Annotated in this window: 16 protein-coding genes and 2 pseudogenes; 8 read left to right on the top strand and 10 right to left on the bottom strand. The window is 64.4% G+C overall.

Going from position 1 to position 15059, the window contains the following annotated elements:
* Positions 1-65 precede the first annotated feature (65 nt).
* From AC3WL8_RS24065 to AC3WL8_RS24055, 3 genes are all read right to left on the bottom strand, one after another.
* Positions 66-1043 (bottom strand): zinc-binding dehydrogenase, encoded by a 978-nt coding sequence (locus AC3WL8_RS24065; RefSeq protein ID WP_492378941.1) that lies wholly within the window; start codon positions 1041-1043, stop codon positions 66-68.
* Between the two features lie 177 nt (positions 1044-1220).
* Positions 1221-2252 carry a LacI family DNA-binding transcriptional regulator gene (locus AC3WL8_RS24060; protein WP_492378940.1) on the bottom strand — a complete coding sequence of 344 codons (1032 nt, stop codon included), beginning with the start codon at positions 2250-2252 and terminating at the stop codon, positions 1221-1223.
* A 239-nt stretch (positions 2253-2491) separates the two neighbouring features.
* On the bottom strand, positions 2492-3034 hold the full coding sequence (locus AC3WL8_RS24055) for a VOC family protein (protein ID WP_017511357.1): 543 nt from the start codon (positions 3032-3034) through the stop codon (positions 2492-2494).
* Positions 3035-3260: 226 nt separating this feature from the next.
* Here AC3WL8_RS24055 and AC3WL8_RS24050 point away from each other — a divergent pair, with 226 nt between their 5' ends.
* Together AC3WL8_RS24050 and AC3WL8_RS24045 are read left to right on the top strand one after the other, a co-directional pair.
* Positions 3261-4040, top strand: a complete 780-nt coding sequence (locus AC3WL8_RS24050) for an SDR family NAD(P)-dependent oxidoreductase (protein ID WP_492378939.1) — start codon at positions 3261-3263, stop codon at positions 4038-4040.
* Between the two features lie 85 nt (positions 4041-4125).
* Positions 4126-4563, top strand: coding sequence for a nuclear transport factor 2 family protein (locus AC3WL8_RS24045; protein ID WP_492378938.1), 438 nt, complete (start codon positions 4126-4128; stop codon positions 4561-4563).
* Here AC3WL8_RS24045 and AC3WL8_RS24040 read toward each other — a convergent pair.
* The 4 genes from AC3WL8_RS24040 to AC3WL8_RS24025 all read right to left on the bottom strand — a co-directional run bounded on the left by AC3WL8_RS24040 (position 4518) and on the right by AC3WL8_RS24025 (position 7480).
* Positions 4518-4898, bottom strand: a complete 381-nt coding sequence (locus AC3WL8_RS24040) for a hypothetical protein (RefSeq protein WP_492378937.1) — start codon at positions 4896-4898, stop codon at positions 4518-4520. The two genes, AC3WL8_RS24045 and AC3WL8_RS24040, sit on opposite strands and share 46 nt — an antisense overlap.
* A 61-nt stretch (positions 4899-4959) precedes the next feature.
* Positions 4960-5718, bottom strand: a complete 759-nt coding sequence (locus AC3WL8_RS24035; protein WP_492378936.1) for an enoyl-CoA hydratase/isomerase family protein — start codon at positions 5716-5718, stop codon at positions 4960-4962.
* Positions 5719-5743: 25 nt separating this feature from the next.
* A complete protein-coding gene (locus AC3WL8_RS24030) occupies positions 5744-6484 on the bottom strand; it encodes a glutathione S-transferase family protein (protein ID WP_492378935.1) in 741 nt (246 codons plus the stop codon).
* Between the two features lie 15 nt (positions 6485-6499).
* Positions 6500-7480 (bottom strand): quinone oxidoreductase family protein, encoded by a 981-nt coding sequence (locus AC3WL8_RS24025; protein ID WP_492378934.1) that lies wholly within the window; start codon positions 7478-7480, stop codon positions 6500-6502.
* A 233-nt stretch (positions 7481-7713) separates the two neighbouring features.
* Here AC3WL8_RS24025 and AC3WL8_RS24020 point away from each other — a divergent pair, with 233 nt between their 5' ends.
* Together AC3WL8_RS24020 and AC3WL8_RS24015 are read left to right on the top strand one after the other, a co-directional pair.
* Positions 7714-8949: a CaiB/BaiF CoA transferase family protein gene (locus AC3WL8_RS24020; protein ID WP_492378933.1), complete on the top strand. Its 1236-nt coding sequence runs from the start codon at positions 7714-7716 to the stop codon at positions 8947-8949.
* Positions 8950-8991: 42 nt separating this feature from the next.
* Positions 8992-9969 carry a Bug family tripartite tricarboxylate transporter substrate binding protein gene (locus tag AC3WL8_RS24015; RefSeq protein ID WP_492378932.1) on the top strand — a complete coding sequence of 326 codons (978 nt, stop codon included), beginning with the start codon at positions 8992-8994 and terminating at the stop codon, positions 9967-9969.
* Between the two features lie 41 nt (positions 9970-10010).
* Here the strand turns inward: AC3WL8_RS24015 and AC3WL8_RS24010 are convergent, their stop codons facing one another.
* Positions 10011-10694, bottom strand: a complete 684-nt coding sequence (locus AC3WL8_RS24010) for a GntR family transcriptional regulator (protein WP_492378931.1) — start codon at positions 10692-10694, stop codon at positions 10011-10013.
* Between the two features lie 116 nt (positions 10695-10810).
* On the opposite strand from AC3WL8_RS24010, the pseudogene AC3WL8_RS24005 reads away from it, so the two are divergent.
* Positions 10811-11016: pseudogene (locus AC3WL8_RS24005) on the top strand (tyrosine-type recombinase/integrase); the annotation flags it as partial.
* 94 nt (positions 11017-11110) lie between these two features.
* Here AC3WL8_RS24005 and AC3WL8_RS24000 read toward each other — a convergent pair.
* The gene (locus AC3WL8_RS24000) at positions 11111-11335 is read right to left on the bottom strand and encodes a helix-turn-helix domain-containing protein (RefSeq protein ID WP_492378930.1); all 225 of its coding nucleotides are present in this window, start codon (positions 11333-11335) and stop codon (positions 11111-11113) included.
* A gap of 425 nt (positions 11336-11760) precedes the next feature.
* On the opposite strand from AC3WL8_RS24000, the gene AC3WL8_RS23995 reads away from it, so the two are divergent.
* From AC3WL8_RS23995 to AC3WL8_RS23985, 3 genes and pseudogenes are all read left to right on the top strand, one after another.
* The gene (locus AC3WL8_RS23995; RefSeq protein WP_492378929.1) at positions 11761-12108 is read left to right on the top strand and encodes a ProQ/FinO family protein; all 348 of its coding nucleotides are present in this window, start codon (positions 11761-11763) and stop codon (positions 12106-12108) included.
* A gap of 782 nt (positions 12109-12890) precedes the next feature.
* Positions 12891-13235: a hypothetical protein gene (locus AC3WL8_RS23990; protein ID WP_492379009.1), complete on the top strand. Its 345-nt coding sequence runs from the start codon at positions 12891-12893 to the stop codon at positions 13233-13235.
* A 37-nt stretch (positions 13236-13272) separates the two neighbouring features.
* Positions 13273-13527, top strand: a pseudogene (locus tag AC3WL8_RS23985) (short-chain dehydrogenase); the annotation flags it as partial.
* Positions 13528-13670: 143 nt separating this feature from the next.
* Here AC3WL8_RS23985 and AC3WL8_RS23980 read toward each other — a convergent pair.
* A complete protein-coding gene (locus tag AC3WL8_RS23980; RefSeq protein ID WP_148271756.1) occupies positions 13671-15023 on the bottom strand; it encodes a D-amino acid dehydrogenase in 1353 nt (450 codons plus the stop codon).
* Positions 15024-15059 lie beyond the last annotated feature (36 nt).

Genomic DNA, 15059 nt, shown 5'->3' with positions numbered 1-15059 from the left:
AAACCCGTGAATCTTTTGTGAGGCGTTTGGGATGCGCGCTTGATGCGTCTTGTTATGGCGTTCAGTTATGCGTCCTGCGTCAGGACGATTTTTCCGAAATGCGTATTCCTGCGCATCATCTCGCAAGCCTCGGCGGCACGCTCCAGCGGCAGCCTGGCATCGATCGGCAGGCGCAGTTGTCCTTGCCGCAGAGCCGGCCAGAAGTCCCGCTGCACGCGTTCGGCAATGACCCCGAAATCCTCGACGGTGCGCGTTCGGAAGGTCATGCCGAGGTACTGGATCCGGCGTAACGAATGGAGATCGAAATCGAATTCGCCGCTCTCCCCTGCCATCCGGCCGATATTGACGATGCGTCCACCGATCTTCACCGTGCGCATGCTGTCGTTGATAAATGGACCGGCCAGGAAATCGACCAGCAGATCCACGCCGCGGCCCTCGGTGTGTTCGAGGACGGCCTTCACCCAGTTCGGATCGTTGGTGTCGAGCGCAATGTCAGCGCCAAACTCTGCCAGGCGCGCGCGCCGGTCGGGCTTGGTCGACGTGCCGATGACCAGGCTGGCGCCGAAGTGCTTTGCCACCTGCAGCGCCATCAGACCCACGCCGGAGGAAGCGCCCAGCACCATCACGGTTTGCCCGGCTTCAAGCCCGGCAAGATGGCGCATCGCCGTATGGGTCGTGCGCAGTGCGACAGACAGGCAGGCACCGGTCTCGTAGTCCATCTCCGGGTCAGGAAACGGGAAGGCTCGCCGCCAATCCGTGACCGCATACTCGGCAAAGCCGCCGAGGCCAGAGCACATCACCCTATCGCCAACCTTGTAGGCCGTGACGTCCGCGCCAACCTCCACCACATCCCCCGACCATTCCAGGCCCAGCGGCGTGCCGGTACCGCCAGCCGCCCCATGCGCCTTGCCGTCGACCAGCGACAAATCGGCGCGATTCAGGGAACTGGCCCGCACTTTCACAAGGATTTCCGTGGGCTTGGGCCGAGGGATCTCCAGCTCCGCAAAAACAAGTCCCGTCTCACCGCGAATCGCAGCTTTCATTGCGCATGTCTCCTGTCGAATAGGTCTGGATACGTAGGCACGGTTTTACCGCCGCGACGACGTATTGCGTACCCATTGTAGAAACGTTTTCGCATTTTACGCAAGGTCCGTCCGGACAAAAAAATGCCGCCCCGAAAGAAGGCGGCGTTGCTGACCCGGGAGCGGATTGCGCTGCGGCTACGCAGTCGCTTTCTTGCGCGCGGTGGCGGGACCACATGACTCGCGCAGCACGAGTTGCGTGGTGATCACGATGGTCTCGGGCTCGATTTCCGCGTCGCGTTCCAGTTGCTTGAGCATCAGTTGGGCGAGCACGGTGCCGACGATCTCCAGATCCCACGTCAGCGATGTGATGGACGGGCTGAACAACTGCGACAGGTCGGTGTCGCCGATGCTGATCACACTCACATCCCCGGGGGCCGTCCGGCCGGTATGCCGCATTGCCTGCAGCACCCCGGCCAGGATACGCGTGCCGAGGCACATGAAGGCCGTGGGCGCTTCAGGGCCAGACAGCAGCGACAGCGCTTCGGTGAACGCGAAATCCATCGCGGATTTCTCGCAGCGGATCAGCTTCGGCACCGGCTCGAGATCCTGCTCCTTGTACGCTTCCTTGAATCCGGCGATACGTTCCCGGCCCGGACGCAGGACGCTGCCCGGCGTCAGCAGCGCGATGCGTGTGTGGCCCAGGTTCAGCAGGTAGCGGGTCGCCTGCAGCGCGCCGGTGTAGTGGTCGACATAGACGCCGGTGCCAGTCGGGCCGAAATCCCGGTCGAGCGCGATTACCGGCATCTCTTGGGAGAGTTGCTCCAGCAGCTTGGGATTTTCCGTTTCGCAGGGACCCAGGATCAGGCCATCCACGCGTCGGCGGCGAAACAGGTCGATCAGGTTCTTTTCGCGCTTACCGTCGTTATGCGTACTGGCGATCAGCAACGCATACCCGGCTGCTTGCAGCGCGGCCTCGACGGAAGTGATGATCCTGGCGTAAAGCGGGTTGGCCAGATCCGACACGATCAGGCCGATGGCGCCGGACGAGCGCGTACGCATGCTCTGTGCGATCGCGTCGGGCTCGTACCCCAGCCGCCTGGCCGCCTTGGAAACCGCCGCAATCGCTGCTTCGCTGACGCGTCCGGCACGATTGAGCGCACGGGACGCCGTGCCAATCGAAACGCCGGCCTCCTTGGCAACCTCCCGGATCGTGATGCGTGGCTTCATCGGCTACGTTTTACGATACGTTGTGCCGCCACGGGCTTAACACAAGACTGCAACATCGGCTCCCTCCCCTGCCCTTTGTTACCGCTGGCCGCCACGGCAGCGCGGCGAGCCAGCGACGAGTTACGCGTCATTTCCTGGACGTCAGGCATTCTAGCTCACCAGATGACGCGGACCCCTCAGGGTCTGAGGCCGGCAAGGCAAGCGGCCGGGAGGGGCAGGCCTGCAGGCCATGCCATCCGCTATCGCGGCGCGCCGATCTGGTGGATGGCTTGTCCCTTGCCGTCCCAGGCCAGCCCTGCCCGCCTGACTTCGGCAAAGTACTCGCCTTTGCCGCCAGTCAGTTCGGAGATCTCGAACATGCCGCTGGGCAGTTCCGGATGCACGAAGTAGGCAAAACGTCCACGCGGGCCCATCCGGCCACCATGCCCCTCTACATACCCTGCCTCCAGCAGGTGGGCCACGATTTCGTCGAAGCGGTCTTCGGTCCAGTAGGCTATATGTTGCGCACCTTCGCCGCTGCGCTTGAGCGAGTCCAGGTAGAGCGACGGGGCATCGTCCCGCTGCTGGATCAGCTCAATCTGCAGGTCGCCGGAGTTGGCCAGCGCGATCGACAGCTTCGGCGGCGTCGCGGGCTTTCCGTAGTAGCGGTATTCCGTGGTGCCCACGTCTTCCTTGTAGAACCACGGCCCGACGCCCAGCTTTTCCGTCCAGTGAGCCATGGCCTTCTCAATGTCGCTCACCACGTAGCCAAGCTGCCGGACGCCGCCGAACAAATAACTCATTGCTGTCTCCTTGCCCTCTGAAGGTTGCCGTCTCGCACTTGCAGAAACGTTTTTACAATATAGCTGCAACGACCCAGTTCAAGTGGGTAGTGTTTACCATGATTGTCCATATTTTTCGCGGCACCAACAATCCTGAACGGTTGTGGAAACGTTTCTTCTTTTTGCGCAGAGTCGGGTGATATGCAGGAAACTGCGCTTGCAGGACAACTCACAGGAGACAATCGAAATGACTCAGTTCGAGGACCAAGTGGCGCTGGTGACTGGTGGCGCTAGCGGCATCGGGGCCGCGACAGCGCGCTTGCTGTTGGAACGCGGCGCGCGTGTCGTCATTGCCGATCTCGCGAGCGGCAACGGTGCCGCGGTGGCGGACCGGATCGGCGCCGAGTTCATGGCGCTGGACGTCACCAGCGAGCCGGGCTGGAAAGCCACGATCGCGGCCATCCTTGAGCGCCACGGGCGGCTCGACGTGCTCGTCAATGCGGCGGGCATCGTCGGCGACGTGGTCAATGGCACGCTCGCCAACACCACCCTCGCCGACTTCCGGCGTGTGCTGGCGGTCAACCTGGACGGGACGTTCCTGGGCTGCCGCGAAGGCATCGAGGCAATGCGCAAGACCGGCAAGGGCGCCATCATCAATCTCGCATCCGTCGGTGCGTATTACCCGACCCTTCAGAGCGTCGCCTATGGCGCCAGCAAGGGCGCGGTGACGCAACTGACCAAGACCGTGGCGCTGGCCGGGTCCGAGAACGGCCACCAGATCCGCTGCAATTCCGTCCATCCCGGCAAGATCGCCACGCCGATGCTCGAAACGATTTTCGACCAGTACAAGCAACGCCAGGCAGCGGGCGGCGTCGATCCCCGAACGGCGGGCCGGCGCATTCCGCTCGCCGAGGAAGGCAAGCCCGAGGATGTCGCCAACCTGATCGCCTTCCTGGCGTCCGACCAAGCCGGCTACATCACGGGCGGCGAGTTCACCGTGGACGGCGGCTGGCGGCTGTTGCGCTGACACCGCATTCCATTCCCATATGGCGACTGGCGCAGCGCGGGCCGATGCCAGTCGCCGATCCTTCCCGCAAAACCTGATGGAGAACATGATGTCCGAATCCCTGAACGCCGCACGCATCCAGACCGTGCGTGATCACATGGCCCTCGAGTGCACGCACGAATGGGATGCCGTGATCGACACCTTCGCGCGTCCCCGGTACGAAATGCATGCCACCGGCACGGTGTTCGATGGCGAAGAAGAGGTGCGCGGCTACTTCAACTCGTCGCGCGCTACATTCCCCGACCTGGCCAACGAGATCATCGCCATCGCCGCCGCAGACGACACCGTGCTGGTCGAGTTCTGGCTATCCGGCACGCACCTGGGCAATCTGAAGGCCAACGGCAAGATCTTCCCGCCCACCGGCCGCAAATTCCGCGTACGCATGGCCGCGACTTTCGAATTTGCGCCGAATTCGGACAAGATCATTTGCGAGCGCCCCTACTCCGCCACGGACGCCAAGCTGCGCGCCCTCGGACTGGTCTGACGCGTCGCGGTGAGTCCAGCAAGAGGCGAGCGCCTAAGGGCCCTCGCCTCTTTTTTCATCAGGCAGCCGACGTGTGGCTTGCCGAGCGGGAAACGCGGCATGCGCCGGCACTTGAGCAGGGGCGGCTTCCAGAACGAGCGCGCGAAGACGCCGAAGTCCACCAGGAACACGATCAGCCCCAGCATCCAGACGCGCGCATCAAAGATTGCGTCGCGCATGCGGGCGTGGCCATCGCCGGCGCGATCCTGGCTCAGCCTCTGGTCGAGGTCAGTTCGCTCACGTTCGGTCAGCGAGCGTGCCTTGTTCTGGCTTTCAGACAGCAGCAGGTACGCCATGATGCCCAACCGCACGCACGGCAGGCGAAGAAGTCCAGCCCAGCCTTGCCCAGCTTTTTCGTCAGCTGCCCATGAACTGCGGCTTGCGCTTTTCCTTCCACGCCAGCGCACCTTCACGGATGTCCTGCGATTGCGTGGCACGGCGGATGTCCTCGGCCAGCGCCGCGGTATCCAGTACGCCGCGCCCGATGGCGTTCAGATGCCGCTTCATGCCCTGCACCGCCAGCGGCGCCAGCCCTGCCACGGTCTCGCTGAGCTGGTCGGCGCGCTCGCGCAGGCGCTCGGCTGGCAGCAGCTCGGTGAGGAAGCCGCAGCGGAACATCTCGTCGGCATCGATGCGCTCGGCCGTCATGAACAGGCGCTTGGCGTAGTTCAGCCCGAGGCGGCTGACATAGCGCTCCATGCCGCGCTGGTAGAAATGCAGCCCCAGCCGCGCAGCGGGCATGAACATCTCCACCGCAACTGTGCCGAGACGGAAGTCGCACGCCAGGGCCAGGTCGGTGCCGCCGCCGTAGACGCCGCCCTGGATCTCGGCGATGGTCACGGCACGGCAGTCTTCCACCGCGTTGACCAACGGCTCGAAACCCGCGCCCCGCTGGCCGGCGGCGAGCTTGCCAATATCGAAGCCGCTGCAGAAGTATTTGCCGCCGCTGCGCAGGCGCAGCACGCGCACGTCGCTGCCGTTGACGGCCTCGATATGCCGCTGCAGTTCGGCCAGGTCATCCGGCCCCAGGCGATTGGCCACATCCGGGCGGCGCAGGGTGATGGTAGCGACATTGCCAGCTATGTCGAGCGAAGGCAGGGAACCGTCGGTTTGCATCGAAAAGACTCCAGAGTTGGATGGATCATTGGATGCCACGGCGTGCGAGCGCGTCATCGAAGCGCTCCAGCCGGGCTTGCATAAAGGCGGGCCGGTCCTGCACGCGCTGCCACCAGGACGCTGCGGCCGGCGTCGCGGACAAGGATGCCGGCGCCAGCTCGGCAATGCGCGCGATAAACGGGACGGCGGCGATATCCGCCAGCGTATAGCGCGCGCCAAGCAGCCACTCGGCACCCGTCAGCATGGCTTCCATCTTGGGCAGCAGTAGCAGCAGCTTGTCGAGCGCGGCGCGCTTCTCCTCGTCGGTGTAGGGCTGGCGTGCGATCCGCAGCCACGCCTGGCGCCGCTCCGCGGTTGGGATGCGCGCCAGGCGCTCGGTCAGCGCCGCGTCGCTCCACTGCGCCGCCACTGGCTGCAGCGCGAGGCTCCAGTTCAGGATCAGCAGGTTTGGCAGCGAATTTTCATCGGTCCAGCGCACGAAGTTGCGCATCACGGCGCGCTGGTAGGGATCGTCAGGCCGCAGCGGCGGCGATGGCCGGATCTCGTCGAGGTACTCGCAGATGGTGGAGCTCTCATACAGGAAGCGGCCATCGTCGAGCACCAGCGCCGGCACCACGCCGTTGGGGTTCATCGCCAGGAAGGCGGGCGAATGGTGCTCCTGCGCCGCCATGTCGACCGGCACGCTTTCATAGTCGATGCCCTTCTCGGCCAGGCACAGGCGCACCCGGCGCGATGCGCTCGACAGCCAGCCATGGAACAGTTTCATTTCGGCCTCAGGTGTTCACGGGATCAGTACCGCCGAGCCGGTGGTGGCGCGCCTTTCCAGGTCGCGATGCGCCTCGCGCACGGCTGCCAGCGGATACCGGTGGTTGACCTCCAGCCGCAGGTGCCCGGCCTCGACCGCGGCAAAAAGCGTTGCTGCCGCGCCAGCCAGCGCCTGCGGGCTGGCGATATAGGTGCGCAACGTCGGCCGCGACACGATCAGCGATCGTGCGTGCAGCCACTGCAGGTCAAACGCCTCCACATCGCCTGACGCGGTGCCGTAGCTGATCGCCATGCCGCACGGCCGCAGGCATTGCAGCGACGGCACGAACACGGCCTTGCCAACCGCATCGTAGACCACGGCCACGCCCTCCCCGCCGGTCAGCGCCAGCACCTCGGCCGCGAAATCCGTCTCGTGGTAATTGATGACGTGGTGGCAGCCGTGCGCCAGCGCCACCGCGCGCTTGGCTTCGCTGCCGACCGTGCCGATCACCGTCGCGCCCAGCGCGCGCGCCCACTGCGACAGCAGCACACCCATGCCGCCAGCGGCGGCGTGGACCAGCACGGCATCGCCGGGCTGCACCTTGTAGAGCCGGTGCAGCAGGTATTCGGCGGTCAGCCCGCGCAGTAGCGTGGCGCCCGCCACCTCCTCCGATATCGCGTCAGGCAGCGGCACGATGCGCCCGGCCGGCACGTTGCGTGTCACCTGGTAGGCGCCCGGATGCATGACCGCCACGCGCTGGCCGACGTGCACTCCATCGACATCTGGGCCGACCGCCGTGGCTTTGCCGGCGCCGACCGAGCCCAGCGTCACCGGGAACGGCGCCGGCACATGGGGGCCGTGCGCGCCCTTGCGCTGGTAGATGTCCGCGAAGTTCAGGCCGATGGCGGTTTGCCGGACCTGCACCTCGCCGGGCCCGGGTGGCGAAACGGTGACCTGGCATTGCGCCAAAACCTCGGGTCCACCGTTTCTGTCAATACACACAGCATCCGTCAGCATACATATTTTCCAAATCTGTTCTTCTGAACCAGCTTTTTGGCTGGACGCCTGAATCCAGGCCGTTCTTGATGAGGCGACAAAGCAACCTGCCCACCCCGTATTTCGACCAAAATTTGCGTAATTCCGCAGGAAGGCTACCCGAATTCCATGCCTCTGGCATCATGGAAACTCCGTATACGTATTTTTTATCAATGTCTTTGTATACTCAGAAGAACGCTCCAGAGGAATTCGCGATGACGTCTCATACTCCCGGCACCCACGCCACCGGGTCCGATCTGCCGCCTGCCGACCTGCCGCTGGCCGGCATGACAGTGCTGGACCTCTCCATCGCCCGCGCCGGCCCGGCCGCGGTGCGCCTGCTGTCTGACTGGGGCGCCGACGTGATCCGGGTCGAGCCGCCGCCGCCGCAGGACCGCGGCTCGGTCACTGGGCGGCGGCGCGGCTCGGACGAGCAGAACCTGCACCGGAACAAGCGCAGCCTGTGCCTGGACCTGAAGACGCCGCAGGGTGCCGAGGTGCTGGCGCGGCTGGTGCGCAAGTCGGACGTGGTGGTGGAGAACTTTCGCTCGGTGGTCAAGGAGCGGCTCGGGCTGACCTATGAGCGGCTGAGCGCGATCAACCCGCGGGTGATCCTGGCGAGCATTTCCGGCTTCGGGCAGGACGGGCCGTACTGCGAGCGCCCTGGGCTGGACCAGATCGTGCAGGGCATGTCGGGGCTGAGTTCGGTGACGGGCGAGCCCGGCCAGGGCCCGCTGCGCGTGGGCATCGCCATCTCGGATACCACTGCCGGCATGTTCCTGGGCCAGGGCATCCTGCTGGCGCTGCTGCACCGGGCGCGCACCGGCCGCGGCCAGTGGGTCCATACCTCGCTGATCGAGGGCATGCTCAACAAGCTGGACTTCCAGGGAACGCGCTACACCGTCGACGGCGAAGTGCCGACCCGGCAAGGCAATGCTCACCCCACGCTGGTGCCGATGGGCACGTACCGCTGCCGCGACGGCGTGGTCAATATCGCCGCCAGCACCGACCGCATGTGGGCCAACTTCTGCCGCACGGTGGAGGCCGGCTGGCTGCTTGACGACCCGGTCTTCCATACCGCTGCGGGCCGTGCCTCCGACCGCCAGCGGCTCGACGCGGCCATCAACCAATGCACCGCGGGCTTCACCGCCGCCGAGTTGACCGCGCGGCTGAACGCGGCCGGCGTGCCGTGCGGACCGGTCTTCGATATCGGCCAGGCCTTCGAGGATGCGCAGGTGCGCCACCTGCGCATGACCCGCCCTGCCGAACACCCGGTGCTGGGCCGGCTGGACCTGCTGCGGTCGCCGATCAACCTGTCGGCCGCGCCGCACCCCGAGCGCTTTGCCCGCGCCGCGCCCGACCCCGGCGAACACACCGACGAAATCCTGCGTGGCCTTGGCTATGACGAGGCCGATGTCGCGGGACTGCGCGAAGCCAACGTGGCTGCGTGAACGCCGCCGGTGCGCCGGCCAGACAACAAGACGGAGACAACGATGACAAACCCCTTCGGGCGCGCGGCCATCGGCGCTGCCCTTGCCACCCTGATCGCCCTGCCCGGCGTGGCCGGCGCACAGGACTACCCGAACCGCCCGATCCGGCTGCTGGTGGGCTATTCGCCCGCGGGCGCAGCGGATTACGTCGCGCGGGTGTTCGGTGAGGCACTGTCCAGGGAGCTGGGCCAGACCGTACTGGTCGACAACAAGCCCGGCGCCGGCAGCACCTTGGCCTCGGCCGCACTGGCGCAAGCCGCACCGGACGGCTACACACTGGGGCTGGCCACGGCGACGCTGTACGGCATCGACCAGCAGCTGTACAAGGCGCGCTACAAGGCGACCGACTTCACCCCGATCACGCGGCTCACGATCTCGCCGCTAATCCTGGCGGTCAACAAGGGCCTGAACGTTAGCGACGTGAAGGCGCTGGTGGCCAAGGCGCGGGCGCAGCCGGGCAAGTTCAACTACTCGTCGTCCGGCATCGGCGGCTCACCGCATATCGCCGGGCTGCAGTTCGAGAAGGCCACCGGCGTGCAGATGACGCACGTGCCCTACAAGGGCGGCGCGCCCGCGCTGCAGGCGGTGGCGGCCGGCGAGGTGGAGCTGTCGTTCGGCACCGCGGCCTCGGTGCTGCCGCTGGGCACGCAAGGGGTGGTAACGATGATTGGCGTGACCACCCCCAAGCCGTCAGCAGTGGCGCCGGGCCTGCCCGCGCTGTCACAGCTCGGGCTGCCGGGCTTTGACTTCACCTTCTGGTTTGGCCTGTACGGGCCGGCCGGCCTGCCGGCGCAAATCCGCGACAAGCTCTTTGCCGCAACCACCAAGGTGATGGCCGATCCGCAGTTGCGCGCGAAGCTGGCCTCCAACGGCAGCGAAGTCGCCACCTCGGCCTCGCCGGCGGAGTTCGGTAAGTGGGCCGAAGCGGACGGCAAGTCGGCGCTGGACCGGATCGTCCAGGCTGGCGTCAAGCTGGACTGACGCCGTCACCGCGGCGCGGCACGCGGCCCTGCCCCGCCAGACTAGCGCCTGGCGCGCTTGCCCGCGGCGGCGTCAGGCATCGACGCAATCATGTCCGCGTAGACGTCGCCGCCGGTGGCGATATGGCGCACCATGGCCGCCGCCGCATCGTCTTCGCTGCCCGCCACGATCGCCTCCATCACCGCCCGGTGTTCTTCCAGTGAGGCCAGTATGCGGGCAGGCTTCTCAAAACGCAGGTCGCGCATGCCACGCATGCGCGCGCGCATGGTTCGGATCTGGCGCGACAGGATATCGTTGCAGCAGGCCTCGTAGATGACGCCGTGGAAGGCGTCGTTCGCCTCGCGGTAGTGATCGGCATCGGCCTGCTCGGCCGCGGCGCGGCAGGCATCCAGGGCCTGCTGCATCGCCGCGCGCTGCTCCGCCGAGATGCGCCGCGCCGCCAGCCTGGCCGCCAGCGCCTCCAGCTGGACCAGGATCTCGCTCATCGCGACGTACTCGCGCAGCGTGATCGAGGACACGATCGCGCCCTGGCGCGGCACCAGATCGACCAGCCCGGCCGACTCCAGCTGGATCAGCGCCTCGCGCACGGGCGTGCGCGAAACGTTGAAACGCGCAAGCAACTGCTGTTCCTCCAACTGGGTGCCACTGGGCAGTTTCCCAGAAAGAATCTCCTGCTCAATCGCAGCACGGATGGTTTCGGACAGGCTCTTCTTATCTTCGGACATGGACTGCGGGCAGACGGAGGACGGGAATGACGGGATTCTACCCCGCCATGTGTATTCATAGATGCCAGTTGCGTGCACACAGCGCCGGATTTATTCGAGCTTCAGGTTGGCATCGCTTCGCCTGGCTCACCCAGGCGGGCTACTTGGCTGGGAACCCGTTCGCGCTGGCCCGCCGCTGACGCAGTCCCAACCAAGCTCGCATCACACGCTACCTGAGCCACGCGCTGTGGGAGGTGGCCAAGGAAGCCATCGAGACGTGCCAGCTGCCACCGAGCGCGAGCGCCTGCACGCAGCACGCTGCCGCTGGCTGTGCACGGTGCTCTCGCGACAGCTTGGCAATCTGGCCACGCCAAACCCCGTTTTGCATCACACAACCCGCATCCGAGGCTCACGCCTGTGCTGATCGTGGTGCCACGCTACTCCCCCACCTGTTCCCACACAGCATCCTCGCCGAGCTTGGCCGCGTGGGCCGCTGTCTGTTCGAGCCAAGGCGCATGCGCCTTGGGGACGACCAGCATCGTCAAACCTAGCCCGTCCATCACACGCAGGGCGTGCTCGAGATTGACGCCCTTGCCGTTCTCCAGCTTGGACAGCAAGCCAACGGAAACACCGCAATTTTTCGCCGCTTGATCAATGGGCATCCCTTCGCCTGCCCGTGTTGCTCGAATGCGGTCGCCCAGTTGGTGAATGCTGCGAATCGTCGCGCGCGAAGGTGGAGTCGGATCAGGGAGTGGTCGCGGCATGGGGCCCGTTCAGGGAAGAAGGAAAACCAGAGTGGAGGCTTGCTCAGAGGTTATTTCATGATCGTGACACTATACTAGGCACGCTGGTGGCCGACAACAGGCAGGACGCGTATCGACCCGGCAAGTGGACCCGCGCTATGTGCGCGACAACTTTGGCCATACCTCGATCGCCACCACCAGTGCGTACCTGCACAGCGAAGAGGGTGCGCGGCACCAAGCGACCCAGGAGCAGCATCGGATCAGGTGGACAAGCAACAAGTGAAGCTCGCAATCGCTGGCCAAGCGCGCGCTACGGCTTCGCCGGCAAACCGATAGATCCAGCGGTGCAAGCGATCGGAAAGCGGCAAAAGCGATTCCCTCAAGCCATTCTGAAGAACTCTGCGCCCAAGGTGCCGCTCAAGATCGGCATCTTCGAGGATCTCCTCCCGCATGCCCATAAGCTTGCCCTCACGGAGGCCGAATTGCGCGAGGCGATCAAGACCTGGTGCCGCGGCGCCCGCTACTGGGCCTGCCTCATCGAAGGCGCATCGCGGATGGATCTGGCCGGCCAGCAGGCGGGGCAGGTTCGCCCGGAGGATGCAAAACCGGCGCAGCAACTGCAAGCAAGGCGTTCGCCGGGGGCACCATCCCAATCGGCGAAGGCGTCGCACCCCATTGATGCGGCTCGATAGGTTGAAGTTTTGGCATGGACAGCCGCGGCTCAGCGAAGGCGCACAGCAATCCCTCTCCGCGCCACGGCACCTGGGAGCGCTCTTATCCCACGCCGCCAGTTCGCCGGTCTTGGACGCATGGGTCGCAGCCTCTTCGAGCCAAGGTGCATGCGCCTTGGGCACGACCAGCATCAGCACACACAGGGCGTGCTCGAGATTGACGCCCTTGCCGTTCTCCAGCTTGGACAGCATGCCGATGGAGACCCCGCAATGCCTCGCCGCTTGGTCAATGGGCACCCCTTCCCCTGCGCGGGTGGCTCGAATGCGGTCGCCCAGTTGGTGAATGCTGCGAATCGTCGCGCGCGACGGTGGCGTCGGATCAGGTAGTGGTCGCGCCATGGAGCCCCTCCCGTGAACAAGGCAAGCCAGCGTGGAGGCGGCGGGCCAGATGATTTCATGATCGTGAAATAATCAATCGAAGATGGATTGGCTGCTTTCTATGCCGGCATTGCCCTAAATGCTTCGAGGCGGTGTGCCCCGTAAGGTCGGGCAACTGCGATCGGCTCGGAGACTTGCCACGAATCTTCCATAAGATCAGTACCTTACGGGCGGGATTCGAAGTCTAGGATGCAACGAGACGATTTTAATGCGGACTAATGCGAATTGACTAATTCATTATTTTTAGAGTGTCGATAAAAATGTCAATTCATTTTCCGCCACCTTTATGCGACAAGGGTTCCAGCTGGATACCCCGGTGACAAATTTATTTTCCGCTACGGCGGGCGACCGTCGTCGTGGTCAAGATGGCAATCCCGTGGGGCTTCTTGCTGCTGGTACCGGCCTTGGCAGCAGCGGGCGGTTCGGGCTTCGCCCTATCGAAAGGGCGATTGGGCCGGCTTGTGAATGCGAAGAAGCGGCGCATGCCTTTCATCGCTGCCAACGGACTTCTTATCCTGATTCCGTCTGCGATGTTCCTGGCTTCAAGGGCGAGAGCCAACGAATTTGATGCCGCCTTCTACGCTGTCCAGGTGCTGGAACTGGTCGCTGGACTTGTGAACATCACGCTGCTCAGCTTGAATTTGCGGGACGGACTCAAGCTGAAGGGGAGGCTGCGCTTGTTACTGCCGGAGCAAAGCCGTCCCCAATAACTTGCTTTGTTGCCGGTGACGTCGCCCGTTGGGTCCCGCAATTCGCCGGGACGCTGATGGCCTGCGTCAGGAAACGGACAAGATCCGAGTCACTGTCGTCTGCCCGGGTGTTGTCGAATCCGAATTGGCGAACTCGATCACCGATGACAATGCGCGCGCAGCCATGCAAACATTCCGCCGAATCGCCATTAAGCCTGAGGCGATTGCTCGGGCCATCGCGTACGCGGTGGAACAGCTTGCCGATGTCGACGTCAGCGAGATCATCGTGCGCCCCACGGCCAGCCCGTACTGAAGCCGATCCGCATGACGCGTGCCGGTACGGCACTGGAGCAACACCGGTGGAGAAGCTCGATCCGGACGTTGGCAAGACCAAACGCTATCCACACCCGGGCGTGAGTCGGCAAAGCGCTGACATCAGCAACGTGCCCTTCAGGACTAGTGGCGCGGACAGTCGCGGTCGACTACGCTCGCGATCATCGAGGCAGTCGCACCCGACAATGTCCAACCGAGATGCCCGTGGCCGGTGTTGTAAAACACGCGTGCATGCCGGCCACGGCCGACGCGCGGCATCATGTCAGGCATCATCGGGCGCAAGCCAGCCCACGGCACCACACGCGAAGTACCGATAGCGAAGTTACGGCGTGTCCAGGCGATCAAGGGTTCGATGCGGTCGGCGCGAATGTCGCGGTTGTAACCGTTAAATTCGGCCGTGCCGGCCACACGGAAACGCCCCGCTCCCAGGCGGCTTGTCACGATCTTCGCGCTCTCATCCAGCAGGCTGACCCACGGCGCACCTTGCACACTGGCTTCGTCGTCCAAATGCACGGTGATCGAATAGCCCTTGACCGGATACACATTGATGCGATCCCCCACCATTTGCGCGATATGGCGGCTCCCGACACCGGCGCAGACAACCAGCGCGTCGGCGACGAGTTCCGTCCCAACGTCAGCGCGCGTGGTCGAGAGCTTATCGTCCAGTGTTGTCTGCAACAGGAGACGAACGCCTTGTTCGGTCATCTCGACGGCCTGCACGTCCACCCCATGCAGGAAGCACACATCGTATTTATGACAGGCCTGCGCGAGGCCGCGCGTGAACTTGTGAATATCGCCGGTGGCGTCTGACGCGGTGAAGTAGCCGCCGTAGTACTGGCCTTGCAGCGTTGGTTCGATCGTCTTGATTTCCTCCGGACTCACAGCATGACGCTCAAGTCCTCCGGCAACGAGGAGAGTGTTGGTCCTGCCTGCGGCCGCAAAGCTCGCTTTGTCGTGATAGATGTGCAGGATGCCGCGATGCTGCAGGTCAAAGTCGATCTGCTCACGCTCTGCCATCTCGAACAGATACTTGCGTGCCTCGATGGCCAACCGAGTGGTCTCGATCGTGTTGCGGCGGTAGCGGGGGATGCTCGCGACGAATTCTCCGAGCCACGAGTATTTATGCCACGATGGCTTGGGATTGAGCAACAGCGGGGCATCTTTCTGCAGCATCCATTTGATACCTTTGAGCAGCGTGCCAGAGCTGTTCCAGACTTCGGCATTGCTGGCGGAAAGCTGGCCACCATTGGCGAACGACGTTTCCATCGCCGGATACAATTGGCGGTCGACGACCGTGACCTGGTAGCCAAGTCTCGAGAGCGTATAAGCGGTAGTGACGCCGGAAATACCGGCGCCGACGATAACAATATGCGTCATGGCAGTCCCTGTGAAGTAAATTCGTGACCGGACGATCCGGCCGTTCACCCCATCTGTCTCGGGACCTGAGAGCTTAGGCGCCAACGGTGCCGGCGCCATCCCCTTCGGTGGGCATGCCTGGCATGCCACTCTCCA

The sequence above is a fragment of the Cupriavidus sp. FW305-F7 genome (genome assembly GCF_058782875.1).
Note: the sequence above shows the minus strand (reverse complement) of the source record. Positions and strands in the feature narration are given on the sequence as shown.

Excerpts from the sequence above, each read along its gene's own strand:
- AC3WL8_RS24065 (WP_492378941.1), bottom strand. The coding sequence starts at position 1,043 with ATGAAAGCTGCGATTCGCGGTGAGACGGGACTTGTTTTTGCGGAGCTG.
- AC3WL8_RS24060 (WP_492378940.1), bottom strand. The coding sequence starts at position 2,252 with ATGAAGCCACGCATCACGATCCGGGAGGTTGCCAAGGAGGCCGGCGTT.
- AC3WL8_RS24055 (WP_017511357.1), bottom strand. The coding sequence starts at position 3,034 with ATGAGTTATTTGTTCGGCGGCGTCCGGCAGCTTGGCTACGTGGTGAGC.
- AC3WL8_RS24050 (WP_492378939.1), top strand. The coding sequence starts at position 3,261 with ATGACTCAGTTCGAGGACCAAGTGGCGCTGGTGACTGGTGGCGCTAGC.
- AC3WL8_RS24045 (WP_492378938.1), top strand. The coding sequence starts at position 4,126 with ATGATGTCCGAATCCCTGAACGCCGCACGCATCCAGACCGTGCGTGAT.
- AC3WL8_RS24040 (WP_492378937.1), bottom strand. The coding sequence starts at position 4,898 with ATGGCGTACCTGCTGCTGTCTGAAAGCCAGAACAAGGCACGCTCGCTG.
- AC3WL8_RS24035 (WP_492378936.1), bottom strand. The coding sequence starts at position 5,718 with ATGCAAACCGACGGTTCCCTGCCTTCGCTCGACATAGCTGGCAATGTC.
- AC3WL8_RS24030 (WP_492378935.1), bottom strand. The coding sequence starts at position 6,484 with ATGAAACTGTTCCATGGCTGGCTGTCGAGCGCATCGCGCCGGGTGCGC.
- AC3WL8_RS24025 (WP_492378934.1), bottom strand. The coding sequence starts at position 7,480 with ATGCTGACGGATGCTGTGTGTATTGACAGAAACGGTGGACCCGAGGTT.
- AC3WL8_RS24020 (WP_492378933.1), top strand. The coding sequence starts at position 7,714 with ATGACGTCTCATACTCCCGGCACCCACGCCACCGGGTCCGATCTGCCG.
- AC3WL8_RS24015 (WP_492378932.1), top strand. The coding sequence starts at position 8,992 with ATGACAAACCCCTTCGGGCGCGCGGCCATCGGCGCTGCCCTTGCCACC.
- AC3WL8_RS24010 (WP_492378931.1), bottom strand. The coding sequence starts at position 10,694 with ATGTCCGAAGATAAGAAGAGCCTGTCCGAAACCATCCGTGCTGCGATT.
- AC3WL8_RS24000 (WP_492378930.1), bottom strand. The coding sequence starts at position 11,335 with ATGCCCATTGATCAAGCGGCGAAAAATTGCGGTGTTTCCGTTGGCTTG.
- AC3WL8_RS23990 (WP_492379009.1), top strand. The coding sequence starts at position 12,891 with ATGGCAATCCCGTGGGGCTTCTTGCTGCTGGTACCGGCCTTGGCAGCA.
- AC3WL8_RS23980 (WP_148271756.1), bottom strand. The coding sequence starts at position 15,023 with ATGGCGCCGGCACCGTTGGCGCCTAAGCTCTCAGGTCCCGAGACAGAT.